Origin of the sequence: Micromonospora sp. S4605 (assembly GCF_003176715.1) — a bacterium.
GTDB lineage: Bacteria > Actinomycetota > Actinomycetes > Mycobacteriales > Micromonosporaceae > Micromonospora > Micromonospora echinaurantiaca.
The window spans coordinates 1-15,605 of sequence record NZ_QGSW01000463.1 but is presented as its reverse complement, the minus strand read 5'-3'; the positions used below and the strand labels follow the sequence as shown (position 1 = coordinate 15,605).

The following is a 15,605-nucleotide window of genomic DNA, read 5'->3' as shown; positions in this document are numbered from 1 at the left end:
CCCACCGGCTCGGCGCGGCGGCCGGCGGCGCGGCGGCCGGGCGCCGCCGGCGCGGGCGCGCTGACCCGGGCGCTGAGCGCGCCGACCAGTGCCTCGCAACCGGCGTCGCAGGCGCGGACCGAGGCGACGGCCTGGCGTACGGTCTCCGCCACGGCGGCGGTGAGGGCGCGGTTCACGGTCGCCCGCCGGGGCGTCTCGGAGATGGCCACCCGCAGCGCGGTCACCGCCTCCTCGATCTCCTCGGCCTCGGCCACGCCGTCCGCGGCGAGGTGGGCCGCCACCGCGTCGGCGGCGACGGAGACCTCCCGGCCCCGGGCGACGGTGCCGGCCAGCATGCCGGGCTCCGGCAGGGCGTCGAGGACGGCCAGCGGGACCGGCTCGGCCGGGTCCGGGTAGGCGCGCAGCGCCGCCGGGTAGAGCTCGCGGAGCACCTCGCGCAGCGCCACGGCGGCCGAGTGCCGGCCGCTGGCCAGCGCGGCGTGCGCGGCGAGCACCTGCTTGTAGCCGGCGAGGTCGCGGTGCGCCGGCAGGGTGACCGCGGAGAGCGCGCCGGCCTGCAGGGCGCGGGCCAGGCCGACCGCGCGCCGCTCGGCGGGCGGGGACTGCATCTCCTCCAGCGAGTCGTCGTCGGCGAAGCGCTCGGCGAAGTCGTCGACCGAGTCGTCGTCGGCGATCGCCAGTGGGCGGCCCGCGGCGCTGAGCAGCGAGGTGACCGTGTGGTCGTCGCTGTCCGCGGCGATCGCCGCACCGCTCGGCCCGCCCGACCGCTCCACGAGCAGCGCGACCAGCTGGGCGTAGCCCGCCGCGTCGTCGCCGATCTCGCAGACATGCAGCAGACGGCCTGCGTCGTCGACCACAGCGGACGTCAGCGTCGAACCGGCCGAAGCCGGTCGGTCGGCCGGATCCGCCGAGGCCAGACCGCAGTACACGCGCACGAGCGCCAAGGCGTCGTCCTCCTCCCGGGACACAGGTCTTTCCCTGCCAGAGACTGATGCTCCCCGTTAAGGGTCAGTCGCGCCAGTCCACGACCGCAGAGATCTTGCCGACAATGGTGCGCCAACCCAGACTTGCGGTTTGTGCCCCGATTTTCTTCAGCCGTCGCCGGCCGAGGAAGCCGCCGATGCCGCCGTTGACCGTGGCCCGCAGCGCCTCGTCCAGGTCGTCGAGGCTGGAGCCGGCGGAGAGCATGTCCAGCACGGCCGGCAGGCGCAGCGCGTACGCCAGGTCGCGGGCGATCTCGCCGGCCTCGATCAGCAGGGTGGTGTCCCAGGCGTCGTGCCCGCCGCGCAGGTTCTCGACCACCAGGTCCAGCTCGTAGATGTCCTCGTCCAGGGGGGCGATGTCGGCCGGCTCCACCCGTTCGGACAATTCATTCCAACTGTCCAGTTGGGACAGATCGTTGGGCGCGCCCGAGCGGACGAAGCTGACCAGCGACTCCGGGGTCTTGAACAGCAGCAGCCGGCCCCGGTGGCTGAGGAAGACCGGGACCTCCTCGTCGCCCGCCTCGTCCTCGGCCTCGGTCTCCTCCGCCTCGGCGTCCTCGGCGTCTTCGGCGTCTTCGGCGTCCTCGTCGTCCTTGCCGCCCTTGGCGCCCTTGGCGCGGCGGCGGGACTTCGCCTCCTCCTCGTCGCTCTCGGCGAACTCCTGGGCGACCTCCTCGTCGAGGATCACGACGGTCTCGTCGTCCTCGTCCTCCTCGACCACCTGGCGGCGGGCCAGGAACGGGTCGTCCTGGTCGCGCTCGGCGACGTCGGTGGGGGTCAGCTCCCGGGCCGGCCGGTACGCCCGCAGCGTGTAGCCGGTGCCGGCGGGCAGGGCGATCTCCACCGGGTCGATCCGCAGCTCCTCCCAGAGCGCGCGGGCGGCCTCGGCCGACGCGGACGCGGTGTCGGACTCGACGCTGCCCTCGGTCTCGTCGAGCTCCGGCTCGTCGGCGTCGGGCCGTTGGGGCGACTGACGGGCCACGCTGACCTCCGTGTGCTTCGGGTTGCCCACCCGTCGGCGTCCCGTGCCGGCGAGTGACTCTGGGCACATACCCTAGTGGGCGGCTCCGGGAGGCCGGTGCCGCACCCCGGTGGCGATCCGGCCGCTATACAAGTAGCGTAGCTACACATGAAGGCCCAGGCGCTGCACGGACACCTCGACGCGCTGCTGCTGGCGGTGCTGGAGCGGGGCGCCCTGCACGGTTACGCGATCATCGAGGCGCTGCGCATCCGCAGCGACGGCCACCTGGACCTGCCCACCGGCACCATCTATCCGGCGCTGCGCCGGCTCGAGCGGGCCGGGCACGTGGCCAGCAGTTGGAGCACCGTCAACGGGCGGGAGCGCCGGACGTACGAGCTCACCGACGCCGGCCGGCGGGCCCTGGCCGGGGAACGCTCCGGCTGGCGGGAGTTCAGCTCGACCGTCGGCCGCTTCCTCGACCCCGCGGCCCCGCCGGTCACCCCGACCTGACGCGCCTCGCGGCCCGTCCGCGCCGCAGCCCGACCGCGCGTCAGCCCGACCGCGCCGCAGGCGGACGGCGATGCGGCGCGGGCGCGGCGGGCCAGCGCGTGCCGCGGCCCGGGAGCGCTGGTCGAGCCGGCCAGGGGCAGGGCAGGAGGGCGGGCCTCAGCGCGCGGTGGTCAGCGAGGCGGTCAGCCAGTAGCGGGCCGCGCGGCCGATCCAGAGCAGGGCGGCGGTGGCCACGACCGCGCCGATGATCATCGGTGGCCAGGTCAGGGCCGCCTCCCAGAGTCCCATCGACCAGGCGAACAGCCCGACGCCGGCGGCGGCGGCGAGGAGGAGGACGCCGGTCAGGCCCGCGCCGACCGCGCGGTGGAGCACGGCGGCGCCCGGCACGCCCCAGCGGGCGGCGCTCGTGGCGACCAGCAGCCCCGCCGCGGCCAGCACGAACGCGGTGATCCACAACCAGTCCATCGAGGCGGAGAGCAGCAGGTAGCCGGCCGGCGGCCGGGGACCCTCGCTCCAGCTCGCCCCCTGCCAGGTCAGATCGCCGGCGACGATCGCGACGGCGGCCACCGTGACCACCCGCAGCGCCAGCCCGCGCAGCGCGCCGACCGCCAGCTCGGCCTGGTACGCCGGGGCCAGCTGCGCCGGGCTGCCGAACTCGGTCACCGCGCGCCGCTGCGCCTCCGCCGCCGACAGCCCGCCGTCGCGGTACGCCTCGACGGCGTCCAGCAGCCCGTGCCGGGCCTCGGTCAGCAGGTCGGACTTGAGCCGTACCGGCCCGCGCAGCCGGTCACCCAGCTCGCGCAGGCGCTCCTCCACCAACACCTCGTCACCGCCGGCCATGGCACCACCCTGCCACGACCGACCGTCGAGCGTCGTCCGGGACATCCCTGGACTCACCCGGAGGCCAGGTCAGGGGGTCAGCGCGAAGTACCCGCGTTCGGCCGCCTCCTGGAGCCGCCACTGGTCCCGGTACCAGCCCGGGGCCGCCACCAGGTCGGCGTGCCGGCCGCGCTGCACCACTCGGCCGGCGTCCAGCACCACGACCTCGTCCAGCCCGGCCAGCCCGCTGAGCCGGTGGCTGATCAGCAGCACCGAGTGCCCGGGCGGGGTGGCGGCCAGGGTGGCGGCGAGCACCGCGTCGGCGGCGGCCGGGTCGAGCCCCTCGGTCGGCTCGTCGAGCACCAGCACGCCCGGAGCGGCGAGCAGCGCCCGGGCCAGCGCGAGCCGCTGCCGCTGGCCGCCGGAGAGCTGCCCGCCCTCCTCGCCGACCACCGTGTCCCAGCCGTCCGGCTGTTCGCGTACCCAGTCCAGCAGGCCGGCCGCCGCGGTGGCCGCGGCCAGCTCGTCGTCGCTGGCCCCGGCACGGCCGAGCAGCAGATTGTCCCGGACCGAGGCGTGGAAGACGTACGCCTCGGCGAGCAGGCCACCGACCGCCCGGGGCAGCTCCCGCTCGGAGTACGCCGACAGGTCCCGCCCGTCCAGCGTGACCCGGCCCGCCTCCGGCCGTGCCGACCCGGTGAGGACCGCGGCGATGGTGCTCTTGCCCGCCCCGCTCGGCCCGACGACGGCCACCCGTCGCCCGGCCGACAGGTCGAGGTCGAACCCGACCAGCGCGGGCGCGGCGCCGGCCCGGTAGCGCACCGTCACGTCGGTGAACCGCACGTCGTGCGGCGCCGCCGCACTCACCGTGGCAGGTGCCGCCTCGCCTCCCGCGACCGGGCCGGCGCCCACGCGGGCGGGTGCGGCACCGGCCCCCGCCGGCCCGGTCTCCGCCGGCTCGGTCTCCGCCGGCTCGGTCTCCGCCGGCTCGGTCCCCACCGGTGCGGCGTCGGTCGGGGCGGCGTCGAGCAGGGCCGCGACCCGGGTCAGGCCGGCGCTCAGCTGGGTCCGCTGCCGGGCGGCACCGACCAGCGCCAGCGCCGCCTCCACCGCGGCGAGCGAGCCCACCGCGAGCACCCCGACCAGCACCCCGTCGACGTCCCGGGCCAGCGCGACGAACACCACGGCGGCGGCGGTCAGCCCGGCGACCAGCACGCCGGCCGCGTCGACGGCGAACCCGGTGGCGGCCAGCCGCCGTTCCAGCCGGGCCAGCCGCCCGGTACGCCGGTCGGCGGCCGCCAGCGCGGACCCGGTGGCGCCGAACGCGGCCAGGTCGGCGGCGCCGTGGGTGAGGTCGACCGCGTCAGCGGCCAGCGCCCCGCGCAGCGGTGCCACCTCGGCGGCGGCGCGTCGGGTCAGCGCGGTGGCCAGCGCGGGCAGCGCCACACCGGCGACCAGCAACCCCACCGCGAGCGCCCCGGCGGCGGCCGGGGAGATCAGTGCCGCCGCGCCCACCGCCACCGCGCTGACCAGCGCCGCCGCCGAGGCCGGGACGAGCACCCGCAGCAGCAGGTCCTGCACCGCCTCCACGTCGGAGACCAGCCGGCTCAGCGCGTCCCCGGTGCGCTGCTCGGGCGCCCGGCGGGCGGCGAGGGCGGCGAACACCCGGGCCCGGACGTCGGTGACCAGCCGCAGCACCGCGTCGTGCCCGGCGAGCCGCTCGGTGTAGCGGAACACGCCCCGACTGACGGCCAGGGCCCGGACCGCGACGATCGCCACGGTGAGCCGGTCCAGCGGCGGCCGGCCGGCCGCGCTCATCAGCAGCCAGGTGGCGGTGGCCATCAGCGCCAGCCCGGCGAACTCGGTCACCGCGGCGAGCAGTCCGGCCCCGAGCAGCCGGCTCAGGTACGGCCGGGCCAGCCGCAGCACCGTGCGCTCGGAACGGGTCACCGCGATCACCGGAGCACCTCCGCGGCCGGTACCGGGGTCAGCTCGGTGACCCGGCCGTCCTCGACCCGCAGCACCCGGTCCGCGTCGGCGAGCAACGCGGGGCGGTGTGCCACCAGCAGCGCCGTCCGGCCGGCGACCAACCGACGGGTGGCGGCCAGCACGACCGCTTCGGACGCGCTGTCCAGCCGGGCGGTCGGCTCGTCGAGCAGCACCACCGGGGCGTCCCGCAGGAACGCGCGGGCCAGGGCGACCCGCTGCCGCTGGCCGCTGGAGAGGCCGTGCCCACGCTCGCCGAGCACGGTGGCCAGCCCGTCCGGCAGCCCGGCGACCACGTCGTCCAGCGCGGCGTCGCGCACCGCGGCGGCGAGCACGGCGTCCGGGGTGTCCGGGGCGCCGAGCCGGATGTTGTCGGCCAGCGAGGCGGCGAAGAGGTGGGCGCGTTGCGGTACCCAGGCCAGTTGCCGGCGCCAGGCGTCCGGATCCGCGCCGGCCAGGTCGACGCCGCCCACCGTGATCCGGCCGGTGGTCGGCGTGACGAAGCCGAGCAGCAGGTTGAGCAGGGTGCTCTTGCCGGCGCCGCTGGGCCCGACGATCGCGATCCGCTCGCCGGGCCGGATGGTCAGCGTGACATCCCGCAGCGCGGTGGTGCGCTCGTACTCGACGGTCACCGACTCGAACCGGATCTCCGCCCGGCCGTCCGGGGCGGGACCGCGCCGCTCGGCCGGGGCCGGTGGCGTGGCCGAGACGGTGAGCGCCTCGTCCAGCGCGGTGAGCCCTTCCATGCTGGCGTGGAACCGGGCCCCGGCCGCCCGCAGCGGCAGGTACGCCTCGGGGGTGAGCAGCAGCACCAGCAGCGCGGTCTGCAGCGTCAGCCCGCCGCCGAGCAGCCGCAGGCCGACCGGCACCGCGACCAGCGCCACCGAGAGGGTGGCCACCAGTTCCAGCACCAGGGCGGAGAGGAAGGCGATGCGTAGCGTCTTCATGGTCGCCACCCGGTGCCCGTCGGCCATCCGGCGGACCACGTCCACCTGGGCCCGGGCCCGGCCGAAGGCGCGCAGCGTGGGCAGCCCGGCGACCATGTCGAGGAAGTGCCCGCCGAGCAGCGACAAGCGCCGCCACTGGCGTTCGGTGGCGGCCTGGGCCTGCCAGCCGAGCAGCGCTCCGAAGATCGGGATCAGCGGCAGGGTGACCGCGATGATCAGCGCGGAGCTCCAGTCCGCGAGGAAGATCCGGCCCAGCACCGCCACCGGCACGGTGACGCTGAGCACGAGCTGGGGCAGGTAGCCGGTGAAGTAGGCGTCCAGGGCGTCCAGCCCGCGCCCGGCCAGGGTGGCCAACTGCCCGGCGCGCTGGCCGGCGACCCAGCCGGGGCCGTGCCGGCCGACCGCGGCGAGCAGTTCCACCCGCAGCGCCGCCTTGACCGTCGCCGCGACCCGCGCCGACACCGTGCCCTGCGCCCAGACCAGCAGCGACCGCGCGGCGACCGCGGCGACCAGGCCGGCCAGCGCCGGCCGGTCGAGCCGCCCGTCGAACGCGGTCGCCAGCAGCGCCGCCAACGCGGTGGCCTGGGCCACGACCAGCCCCGCGGCGACCACGCCGAGCAGGGCGAGCACGGCGAGGTCGCGCCGGGCCGCGGGGACCCGGCGCAGCAGACGCGGGTCGAAGGGACGGCGGTTCACCAGTACACCGGTGCCCTGCCGTCAGTCCGTCCCCGGAAAACCCACCAGCACATCAGCTGAAAGCCTAGTAGGGCCGGCAGCAGCGGCACCGTCAGCCAGCCCAGCAGCCGCAGCGTGGGGCCGCTCGCCGCCGCGTCGGCCACGGTCAGCGACGCGCCCGGATCGACGGTGGAGACCAGCGCGTACGGCCAGACGGCCGCGCCGACCAGCGCCACCAGCGCGGCCAGGGCGGTGCCGGTGGCGGCGAAGGCCAGCCCCGGCCGCCGGCGGGCGAGCGCCGCCCGGGCCAGCAGCAACGCCCCGGCCAGCAGCACCGGCGCGAGCAGGCCGGCGACCGGCTGCTGCACGGTGTCGCGTACCCGCTCGGAGAGCAGGCCCAGGACGGTGGCCGCGCCGACCGCGGCGAGCGCCACCGGGACCAGCCGGCGGGCCAGCCGGCCGGTCGCCTCGGCGTCGGCGGCCGGCAGCCGCAGGGTGAGGAAGGTCGCACCGTGCGCCGCGACCAGCGCCAGCACCGCGAGCGCGGCGGCGGCCACGAACGGGGTGAACAGGTGGGTGATCCCGACGACGTGCCCGTCGGCGTGCAGCGGTACGCCCTGGAGCAGGCCGGCGAGCAGGGCGCCCCAGCCGAGCGCGGCGAGCAGGCTGCCGACCACCACCACCCGGTCCCACCCGGCCCGGGACCGTTCGCCGGCCGGGCGGCTGCGCAACTGCACCCCGGCGGTCACCAGGATCACCCCGACCAGTGCGCCGACCACCGCCGGGTAGAACCCGGAGAGCAGTTCGCCCTCCAGCACGGGGAAGGCGCCGAACAGGATGCCGACGGCGGCGACCAGCCAGACCTCGTTGCCGAGGAAGAACGGGCCGACGGCGTTGAGCGCGGCCCGGCGGCGGGCCGGGTCGGTGCCCCGGGCGAGCAGCAGGCCGACGCCGTAGTCGTAGCCGCCGAGCACCAGGTAGGTGGCGAAGAAGAGGCCGAGCAGGGCGTACCAGGCGAGTTCCACGGTGGTCTCCGTCAGGCGAAGGCGGGCACGGGACGGGTGTCGGCGGGTGGCTGGGTCGGCGGCCGGCCCAGTGCCGGATCGGCGGCGCCCCGGGCGGCGTGCCGGGCCAGCAGCACCCAGTTGGCCACCGCCAGGGTGCCGAGCAGCAGGCTGAAGCCGATCAGCGAGGCCAGCATCACGCCGGGCGCTACGCCGGAGACGGCCTGGTCGGTGGGGAGCAGGCCGTACGCCACCCAGGGCTGCCGGCCCACCTCGCGGGCGATCCAGCCGAGGATCACCGCGACGAACGGCAGCGGCAGGGCGAGCAGGACCAGCCAGAGCGGGAAGCGCAGCCGGATGGCCCAGTCCCGCCAGAGCAGCGGGAGCAGCAGCCAGAGGGCGCCGAGGGTGAAGCCGATCAGGATCATGAAGCCCAGCCCGACGCTGGCCAGCACCGGCGGGGTGTAGTCGCCCTGGCCGAACCGGGCGGTCCACTCGGCCACCAGGGCGTCCGCCTCCGGGCCGCCGCCGAACTTGGTGGGCTGCACCTGCCCGACCGGCCCGAACTGGGCGAAGCCGAAGCCCTGCACCATGGTGATCGACAGCGCCGCGGTGACCAGGCCGATCCGCAGCGAGGTGCGGAACAGCACGAAGTCCGGGGTGCGCCGGATCAGGTGCCAGGCGCTGACCGCGGCCATCAGCATCCCGCCGACCAGCAGTGCCGCGAAGACCACGTGACCGAACGCCATGCCGAGACTGGGGTTGGTGAGCAGGGCGGCGAAGTCGGTGAGGTGGGCGACCCCGTCGCGCAACTCGTAGCCGACCGGGTTCTGCAGCCAGGAGTTGGCCACCATGATCCAGAACGCCGAGGCGTACGCGGTGAGCGCGACGCCCCAGAGCAGCGCGAGGTGGAGGCCCTTGCGCAGCCGGTGCCAGCCGAAGATCCACATGCCGAGGAAGGTCGACTCGAGGAAGAACGCCACCAGCGTCTCGATCGCCAGCGGGGCGCCGAAGACGTTGCCCACGTAGCGCGACAGCCCGCTCCAGTTCAGGCCGAACTGGAACTCCATCACGATGCCGGTGGCGATACCGAGCACGTAGTTGATCACGTAGAGCTGACCCCAGAACCGGGTCAGCCGCCAGTAGACCGGCTTGCCGGTCAGCACCGCGGTGGTCTGCAGCCCCACCAGCAGGGTGACCAGGCCGAGCGTGACCACCACGAACAGGAAGTGGATCGAGGTGGTGGTGGCGAACTGCAGTCGGGCGAGGAGGAGGGTGTCCATGGCCGGCTCTCCGTACTGTCGGCTCACTTGTCGTAGTGAGCCTACACGTAGATTCTCTACGCATAACTACTACGCCTTGTCGTAGGAGAGAGTACGACAAGGTGTAGTAGTTCGGGGGGCGCATCTCGGCGCTGGAATCAGCTGAGGAAGAGCGAGATCGGCAGCGCGGCCACCGTGGTGGCCACCGCCAGGGCGACCGCGCCGAGCACCCGGGGCGGCCGGTCGGGCACCAGCAGCCGCTGCACCCGGACGTCCAGGTCACGGTCGCCGAGACCGAGGGCACCGGCAGGGGTGATCTTGTCGCCGGCCGCGGCGAACCGGCGCAGCGCGCGGCCCAGCGCCTCGGGGTGCGCCTCGCGGGCCTTGTCGTCGGCGCGCATCTCGACCAGCAGGGCGACCCGCTCGTGGATTCCGCGGACCCAGCCGAACCAGGGCAGCGCCCGGCAGAGCGCGGTGAACGGCAGCAGCACCAGGTCGTGCCGCTCCTGAGCGTGCGCCCGCTCGTGGCTGAGCACCGCCGCCAGCTCGGCGCGGTCCAGCAGGCTGAGCGTCCCGGCGCTGACCACCACCTGCGGCTTCACCCCCGGCAGGCAGTACGCCGCCGCGCTCGGGTGGTCGAGCACCAGCGCGCCGGGCGCCGCCGGATCGTTCCGGGCCACCAGGGCGAGCAGTTCCCGGTGCCGGCGCTGGGCCCGCACGGTGTGCAGCAGGGTGCGTACGGTCGTGGTCAGCAGCACCCCGCCGATGCCGAAGCCGAGAGCGACCAGACTCAGCTGGACGACGCCGAGGCCGGGCGGCAGGGTGCCGTGCACCAGGTCGTTGCCCAGGGCCAGCAGCGCGCTCCCGGTCGGCCGGTCGTACGGGGCCAGCCCGACCGCGATCGGCAGGCCCATCTCGGAGAGGCCGAGCGCCAGCCCGACCGCCTGCCAGCAGAGGATCGCCACCCGGGGGCTGCGCCACGTCCAGGTGGAGCGGGCCAGCACCTGCGCGGTCAGCAGGCAGGCCGCCATCGACGCGGCGAAGTGCAGAGCGTACGCCACGGCCGCCGCCCTACCGGTCCGCGGCCTCGTCGGCGACGGGTGGGCGGACCACCCGGTCGGTCGGCGCCTCGACCCGGTCGGTCAGCTCACCGGTAGCGGCCGACCCTGCGGCGGCGGCGTCGGCGGCCAGCGCGGCGCGCAGCACCTCGGCCTCGGTGCCGGTCACCGAGCGGGCGAAGCGCACCAGCGCGGCGTCCCGGCTGCCGCCAAGGTCGAGCGCGTCGAGCATGAGCTGGGCGATGTACGCCTCACGGCTGGCCGCGGCCCGGTAGCGCCAGGCCCGACCCTCCCGTTCGCGCTGCACCATGCCCTTGCCGGCCAGCCGGTCCAGCACGGTCATCACCGTGGTGTACGCCAGCTCGCGCCCGGCCAACGCGTCCGCGACCTCCCGCACGGTGACGCCGTCCGACGTGGTGGGGACCGAGTCCCACAGCACGTCCATCACCGCACGTTCGAGATCACCAAGCCGAGTCACCCCGCAATCCTACCCCCGGTAGTAGATCGCTCCCAGGGCGGTGTGAAGCTGCGCCCCGCTGACGGTCCACTCACGCTGGGCAGCGGTCGCAGCGGCTGAACGCCCGGTCGGACCGTGCGCACCTCAGGGTTTCCGGGTGAGCCCGCCCGCGGAGGGATCAAGCCTGACCGCCCGGAGCGGGCGGGCTCACCCGGAAACCCCAGCGCGAGGGGCGGAGAAATCACACCCCCTTGGGGTGCCAGACGGTCTTCGTCTCCAGCAGCGAGGTCATCCGGGTGACGCCCGGGTCGGCGAACCAGTCGTGGTCGGCCGGCGCCGGCCGGAGCACCCGCTTGAGGTTCTCCGCCGCCTTGACCTCCAGGTCGGCCGCCAGGTCGGCGTCGGTCACCCCGGTCAGGTCGATCGCGTTGACGTCCATGTGGCTGGCCAGCGTCGGCACCGTGTCCGACAGCCGGCCGGTCAGGATGTTCACCACGCCACCGGGCAGGTCCGAGGTGGCGAGCACCTCGGCCAGCGTCACCGCCGCCAGCGGCTCGGCCGGCGAGGCGGCCACCACCACGGTGTTGCCGGTGACGATCGCCGGGGCGATCACGCTGACCAGGCCGAGCAGCGCCGGGGACGCCGGGGCCACCACGGCCACCACGCCGGTCGGCTCGGGCGCCGACAGGTTGAAGTACGGCCCGGCGACCGGGTTCGCGCCGCCGTACACCTGGGCGAGTTTGTCCGACCAGCCGGCGTACCAGACCCAGCGGTCGACAGCCGCGTCGACCTCGTCGCCGGGCACGCCGAGCGCGACGAACTGCTCGCGCCGGCCCTCCAGCATCTCGGCAGCGCGGTAGAGGATCTGCCCCCGGTTGTACGCGGTGGCGCCGGCCCAGCCCTTGACCGCGGCGCGGGCGGCGACGACGGCGTCCCGCGCGTCCTTCCGAGACGCCAAAGACACGTTCGCGTCCTGCACGAGATACGACCGTCCCGACTCGCTGCGCGGGAACTTCCCGCCGATGAAGAGCTTGTACGTCTTGCGTACCGCGACCCGCTCAGACATTGAGGTAGCCCTCCAGCCCGTGCCGGCCGCCCTCGCGACCGTAGCCCGACTCCTTGTAGCCGCCGAACGGCGAGGTGGGGTCGAACTTGTTGAACGTGTTGGCCCAGACCACTCCGGCGCGCAGCCGGTCGGCCATCCACAGGATCCGGGAGCCCTTGTCGGTCCAGATCCCGGCCGACAGCCCGTACGGCGTGTTGTTGGCCTTCTCGACGGCCTCGGCCGGGGTGCGGAAGGTCAGCACGGACAGCACCGGGCCGAAGATCTCCTCGCGGGCGATCCGGTGCGCCTGGGTGACCCCGGTGAAGATGGTCGGCGCGAACCAGAAACCGCGCTCGGGCAGCTCGCACGGCGGCGACCAGCGCTCGGCGCCCTCGGCCGAGCCGGCCTCGGAGAGTTCCCGGATCCGGGCCAGCTGGGCGGCGGAGTTGATCGCGCCGATGTCGGTGTTCTTGTCCAGCGGGTCGCCGACCCGCAGCTGGGCCATCCGCCGCTTCAGCGACTCCAGCACCCGGTCGGCGACGTTCTCCTGGACCAGCAGCCGGGAGCCGGCGCAGCAGACGTGCCCCTGGTTGAAGAAGATGCCGTTGACGATCCCCTCGACCGCCTGGTCGACCGGGGCGTCGTCGAAGACGATGTTGGCGGCCTTGCCGCCCAGCTCCAGGGTGAGCTTCTTCCGGGTGCCGGCGACCGCGCGGGCGATGGCCCGGCCGACCTCGGTCGATCCGGTGAAGGCGACCTTGTCCACGCCCGGGTGCTCGACCAGCGCGCGGCCGGTGTCACCGGCGCCGGTGACGATGTTGACCACACCGGCGGGCAGGTCGGCCTGCTGGCAGATCTCGGCGAAGAGCAGCGCGGTCAGCGGGGTGGTCTCAGCCGGCTTCAGCACCACCGTGTTGCCCGCCGCGAGGGCCGGGGCGATCTTCCAGGCCAGCATCAGCAGCGGGAAGTTCCACGGGATGACCTGCGCGGCGACACCCAGCGGCCTGGGGTTCGGCCCGAAGCCGGCGTGCTCAAGCTTGTCGGCCCAGCCCGCGTAGTAGAAGAAATGGGCGGCGACCAGCGGGAGGTCGACGTCCCGGGATTCCTTGATCGGCTTGCCGTTGTCCAGCGACTCCAGCACCGCAAGCTCGCGGGAGCGCTCCTGGATGATCCGGGCGATCCGGAACAGGTACTTGGCCCGGTCCCGGCCCGGCATCGGGCCCCAGACCTTCTCGTACGCCGCCCGGGCGGCCCGGACCGCGCGGTCGACGTCGCCGGCGCCGCCCTCGGCGACCTCGGCCAGCACCTCCTCGGAGGCCGGGTTGATCGACTTGAAGGAGCCGCCGTCGGTGGGGTCGACGAACTTCCCGTCGATGAAGAGCCCGTACGAGGGCTTGATGTCCACCACCGAGCGGGACTCGGGGGCGGGGGCGTATTCGAACATGGCGCTCAGTCCAGGGTGAAGTAGTCGGGACCGGAGTAGACGCCGGTCGTCAGCTTGGTGCGCTGCATCAGCAGGTCGTTGAGCAGGCTGGAGGCGCCGAAGCGGAACCAGTCCGGGTCCAGCCAGTCCGCGCCGACCGTCTCGTTGACCATCACCAGGTACTTGATCGCGTCCTTGGTGGTCTTGATGCCGCCGGCCGGCTTCACGCCGACCTGCCGTCCGGTGGCCGCCCGGAAGTCGCGGACCGCCTCCAGCATCACCAGGGTCACCGGCGGGGTGGCCGCGACCGGCACCTTGCCGGTGGAGGTCTTGATGAAGTCGCCGCCGGCCAGCATGGCCAGCCAGGAGGCGCGCCGCACGTTGTCGTAGGTGGCCAGCTCGCCGGTCTCCAGGATCACCTTGAGGTGGGCGTCCCCGCAGGCGGACTTGGTGGCGACGATCTCGTCGTACACCTCCTTGTAGCGGCCGGCCAGGAACGCGCCCCGGTTGATCACCATGTCGATCTCGTCGGCGCCCGCCTCGACGGCGGCCCGGGTGTCGGCGAGCTTGACCTCCAGCGGGGCCTGGCCCGACGGGAAGGCGGTCGCCACGCTGGCCAGGTGGACGCCGGAGCCGCGCAGCACCTCGGCCACGTACGGGACCATGGCCGGGTAGACGCAGACCGCGCCGACGTGCGGGCAGGACGGGTCGGCCGGGTCGGGGCGCAGCGCCTTGGCGGCCAGCGCCCGCACCTTGCCCGGGGTGTCCGCGCCTTCGAGGGTGGTCAGGTCGACCATCCGGATCGCCAGGTCGATGGCCTGGGCCTTGGCGGTGGTCTTGATGGAGCGGGTGCCGAGCTGTGCCGCCCGCTGCTCCGCGCCGACCTGGTCCACGCCCGGCAGGCCGTGCAGGAAGGTCCGCAGAGCGGTCTCGGATCGTCCCAGCTCGGAGAGATCCGACCGGGCCGACGTCGCTGTCGCCGTCATGCCTGGAAGTCTACGCATCCGACCGATGAGTGATCTTGGTCACGGCGCCGGCCGGTGAGCGGGATCGCTGGTCCGCCCGCACCGGCAGTGCCCGGGCCGCCGGTTCGGTAGGTTGAGCGACCGTGGACGTACTCGTCATTGACCACCCGCTCGCTCAGTCGCGGCTGACCGCCATGCGGGACGCGCGCACCGATTCCGCCAATTTCCGCGCGGCGCTGCACGAACTGACCACCATGCTGGTGTACGAGGCGGCCCGGTCCTTCCCGGTCGAGCGGTACCCGGTGCAGACCCCGGTCACCGGCACCGAGGGCACCCGGCTGGCCAACCCGCCGCTGCTGGTGCCGGTGCTGCGGGCCGGCCTCGGCATGGCCGACGCGGCGCTCGGGCTCCTGCCGGAGTCCTCGATGGGCTTCGTCGGGCTGGCCCGTGACGAGGAGACCTACGAGCCGCGCGCCTACATGGAGTCGCTGCCCCGGGACCTGGCCGGGCTGCCGGTGCTGGTGCTCGAGCCGATGGTGGCCACCGGCGGCTCGCTGGAGCACTCCTGCCGGCTGCTCGCCGACCGGGGCTGCACCGACATCACCGTGCTCTGCGTCCTGGTCGCACCCGTCGCCATCGAGCGGCTGGAGCGGTCCGGGCTGCCGCTGCGGCTGGTCACCGCCTCGATCGACGAGGGCCTGAACGACAAGATGTTCATCGTCCCCGGCCTCGGCGACGCCGGTGACCGCCAGTTCGGCGGCATGCCCCGGTTCTGAACCCGTCGGGCGCGCCCCACGCCGAGTTCGTGCGTGGGGTGCGCGCAGCGGCTAGCGTCACGGGCCATGACAGGTGTTGCGCTCGCCGAAGAGCTGCTCCTCCTCGCCTACGACGACGAGACCGGCAAAGCGACCATGCCGCGGATCAGCCTTGACCTGGGGATGGCCGCGGCGGTGCTGATCGAGCTGGCCCTCGCCGGCCGGATCGCGTATTCCGAGGGCGCGCTGACGGTGGTCGACCCGACGCCGACCGGCGAGCCGGTCGCCGACGCCGTCCTGGAGCGGATGGCGGCCGACACCCCGCATTCCCCGTCGTCCTGGGTGCAGCGGCTGCGGCACGGCCTGCGCGACCGGATCCTCGGCGACCTGTGCCGCCAGGGCGTGGTGCGCGACGTGGACGAGACCGAGCTGGGCTTCATCCACGTGCACCGGTACCCGGTGGTGGACCCGTCGGTGGAGGCGGACACCCGGCGTCGACTCGCCGCGGCGCTCACCGGCGCGGCGGTACCCGACGAGCGCACCGCCGCGCTGGCCACCCTGGTCGCCGTGCTCCGGATGGAACCGGCGCTCGGGATCAGCGCCGAGGCCACCGCGGACGCCCGCCGCCGGCTGGCCGAGATCGCCAGCGGCGCCGGCTTCTCCGGCGAGGTCAGCCTGGAGGACTCGGTGGTCCGCCCCTCCGTCGGCCTGGTCGTCGTCGCCCTCGGCCAGGCCGTCGACGCCGCCCTCGGCCC

14 protein-coding genes and 1 pseudogene are annotated in these 15,605 nt (G+C 74.7%); 3 read left to right on the top strand and 12 right to left on the bottom strand.

Annotated elements, in window-relative coordinates:
- Together DLJ47_RS34310 and DLJ47_RS34305 are read right to left on the bottom strand one after the other, a co-directional pair.
- Window positions 1–968: pseudogene (locus DLJ47_RS34310) on the bottom strand (transposase); the annotation flags it as partial.
- 40 nt (window positions 969–1,008) lie between these two features.
- Window positions 1,009–1,995: a DNA primase gene (locus DLJ47_RS34305; protein WP_109906397.1), complete on the bottom strand. Its 987-nt coding sequence runs from the start codon at window positions 1,993–1,995 to the stop codon at window positions 1,009–1,011.
- A gap of 117 nt (window positions 1,996–2,112) precedes the next feature.
- Between DLJ47_RS34305 and DLJ47_RS34300 the strand changes: the two genes are divergently transcribed.
- Complete coding sequence (locus tag DLJ47_RS34300; protein WP_109906395.1) at window positions 2,113–2,454, top strand: PadR family transcriptional regulator; 342 nt, start codon at window positions 2,113–2,115, stop codon at window positions 2,452–2,454.
- Window positions 2,455–2,610: 156 nt separating this feature from the next.
- Here DLJ47_RS34300 and DLJ47_RS34295 read toward each other — a convergent pair whose 3' ends face one another.
- The 10 genes from DLJ47_RS34295 to deoC form a co-directional block, all read right to left on the bottom strand.
- Complete coding sequence (locus DLJ47_RS34295) at window positions 2,611–3,294, bottom strand: permease prefix domain 1-containing protein (protein ID WP_109906393.1); 684 nt, start codon at window positions 3,292–3,294, stop codon at window positions 2,611–2,613.
- A 69-nt stretch (window positions 3,295–3,363) separates the two neighbouring features.
- A complete protein-coding gene (cydC, locus tag DLJ47_RS34290) occupies window positions 3,364–5,232 on the bottom strand; it encodes a thiol reductant ABC exporter subunit CydC (RefSeq protein ID WP_109906391.1) in 1,869 nt (622 codons plus the stop codon).
- Window positions 5,229–6,902: a thiol reductant ABC exporter subunit CydD gene (gene cydD / locus DLJ47_RS34285; protein WP_109906389.1), complete on the bottom strand. Its 1,674-nt coding sequence runs from the start codon at window positions 6,900–6,902 to the stop codon at window positions 5,229–5,231. Before cydD ends, cydC begins: the two co-directional genes overlap by 4 nt.
- Window positions 6,899–7,906: a cytochrome d ubiquinol oxidase subunit II gene (locus DLJ47_RS34280; protein WP_109906387.1), complete on the bottom strand. Its 1,008-nt coding sequence runs from the start codon at window positions 7,904–7,906 to the stop codon at window positions 6,899–6,901. The genes cydD and DLJ47_RS34280 overlap by 4 nt, the downstream gene beginning before the upstream one ends.
- Before the next feature lie 11 nt (window positions 7,907–7,917).
- Complete coding sequence (locus DLJ47_RS34275; protein ID WP_109906385.1) at window positions 7,918–9,168, bottom strand: cytochrome ubiquinol oxidase subunit I; 1,251 nt, start codon at window positions 9,166–9,168, stop codon at window positions 7,918–7,920.
- A gap of 137 nt (window positions 9,169–9,305) precedes the next feature.
- The gene (locus tag DLJ47_RS34270; RefSeq protein WP_109906383.1) at window positions 9,306–10,208 is read right to left on the bottom strand and encodes a M56 family metallopeptidase; all 903 of its coding nucleotides are present in this window, start codon (window positions 10,206–10,208) and stop codon (window positions 9,306–9,308) included.
- Window positions 10,209–10,218: 10 nt separating this feature from the next.
- Window positions 10,219–10,683 (bottom strand): BlaI/MecI/CopY family transcriptional regulator, encoded by a 465-nt coding sequence (locus DLJ47_RS34265; RefSeq protein ID WP_109906381.1) that lies wholly within the window; start codon window positions 10,681–10,683, stop codon window positions 10,219–10,221.
- A gap of 220 nt (window positions 10,684–10,903) precedes the next feature.
- The gene (locus DLJ47_RS34260; RefSeq protein ID WP_109906379.1) at window positions 10,904–11,728 is read right to left on the bottom strand and encodes an aldehyde dehydrogenase family protein; all 825 of its coding nucleotides are present in this window, start codon (window positions 11,726–11,728) and stop codon (window positions 10,904–10,906) included.
- The gene (locus DLJ47_RS34255) at window positions 11,721–13,151 is read right to left on the bottom strand and encodes an aldehyde dehydrogenase family protein (protein WP_109906377.1); all 1,431 of its coding nucleotides are present in this window, start codon (window positions 13,149–13,151) and stop codon (window positions 11,721–11,723) included. Before DLJ47_RS34255 ends, DLJ47_RS34260 begins: the two co-directional genes overlap by 8 nt.
- Window positions 13,152–13,156: 5 nt before the next feature.
- Window positions 13,157–14,116 (bottom strand): deoxyribose-phosphate aldolase, encoded by a 960-nt coding sequence (gene deoC, locus DLJ47_RS34250; protein ID WP_109906375.1) that lies wholly within the window; start codon window positions 14,114–14,116, stop codon window positions 13,157–13,159.
- A 122-nt stretch (window positions 14,117–14,238) separates the two neighbouring features.
- Between deoC and upp the strand changes: the two genes are divergently transcribed.
- Together upp and DLJ47_RS34240 are read left to right on the top strand one after the other, a co-directional pair.
- A complete protein-coding gene (upp, locus tag DLJ47_RS34245) occupies window positions 14,239–14,871 on the top strand; it encodes a uracil phosphoribosyltransferase (RefSeq protein ID WP_109906373.1) in 633 nt (210 codons plus the stop codon).
- Between the two features lie 66 nt (window positions 14,872–14,937).
- Window positions 14,938–15,605 (top strand): GOLPH3/VPS74 family protein (locus tag DLJ47_RS34240; RefSeq protein ID WP_109906371.1); only part of this gene is annotated, 668 nt, incomplete at its 3' end.

What these genes read in the sequence shown, in the direction of transcription:
- DLJ47_RS34300 (WP_109906395.1), top strand. Translation starts at nt 2,113, where the DNA reads ATGAAGGCCCAGGCGCTGCACGGACACCTCGACGCGCTGCTGCTGGCG.
- DLJ47_RS34260 (WP_109906379.1), bottom strand. Translation starts at nt 11,728, where the DNA reads ATGTCTGAGCGGGTCGCGGTACGCAAGACGTACAAGCTCTTCATCGGC.
- DLJ47_RS34295 (WP_109906393.1), bottom strand. Translation starts at nt 3,294, where the DNA reads ATGGCCGGCGGTGACGAGGTGTTGGTGGAGGAGCGCCTGCGCGAGCTG.
- DLJ47_RS34255 (WP_109906377.1), bottom strand. Translation starts at nt 13,151, where the DNA reads ATGTTCGAATACGCCCCCGCCCCCGAGTCCCGCTCGGTGGTGGACATC.
- DLJ47_RS34275 (WP_109906385.1), bottom strand. Translation starts at nt 9,168, where the DNA reads ATGGACACCCTCCTCCTCGCCCGACTGCAGTTCGCCACCACCACCTCG.
- deoC (WP_109906375.1), bottom strand. Translation starts at nt 14,116, where the DNA reads ATGACGGCGACAGCGACGTCGGCCCGGTCGGATCTCTCCGAGCTGGGA.